1 protein-coding gene is annotated in these 582 nt (G+C 66.0%); it reads left to right on the top strand.

Translation table 11 applies throughout. From position 1 onward, the window contains the following. Positions 1 to 125: 125 nt before the first annotated feature. A partial coding sequence (locus A5713_RS06460) for a glycosyltransferase (protein ID WP_197516311.1) occupies positions 126 to 582 on the top strand: 457 nt, incomplete at its 3' end.

A 582-nucleotide genomic window follows, 5' to 3' on the forward strand; every position in this document is an offset into this window, starting at 1 on the left:
CAAGCCTGCGGACAGCATCACCAAGACCGCCGAACTTCTGGAAAACTTCGCGCGCGTGGGACGGATTGGGTGAGGAGCCATACCCCCGACGTCGCCGGTGCACGGCAACTGCAAGGCTAGGACCCGTGACGAAATTCGTTCTCGCCGGGTATGGAACGCGCGGCGACATCGAGCCTTTGGCGGCTGTTGGCCGCGAGCTGGTGCGCCGAGGGCACGACGTGGCCATGGCGGTCCCGCCGGAATTGGTGGGCTTCGCCGAGTCCGCCGGGCTCGCGGCGGTCCCGTACGGCCCGGAACTGCATGATTTCCTCGACGAGGAGTTCCTTCGCAACATGTGGGCGGAGTTCTTCCGGAACATCTGGACGGTCCGCAGCCCGATCAGGTTGATGCGCAAGGTGTGGGAGCCCCTGATCCGGCATTGGGGCGAGGTGAACACCACGCTGACGTCGCTTGCGGCCGGCGCCGACCTGCTCTGCACCGGCCTGAATTTCGAGCAGGCCGCCGCCAACGTCGCCGAGTTCTACGGCATTCCGCTGGCGACACTGCATCACTTCCCGATGCGGGCCAACGGCCAGCTGTTGC

Origin of the sequence: Mycobacterium sp. E2497, from assembly GCF_001668695.1 — a bacterium.
Lineage (GTDB): Bacteria > Actinomycetota > Actinomycetes > Mycobacteriales > Mycobacteriaceae > Mycobacterium.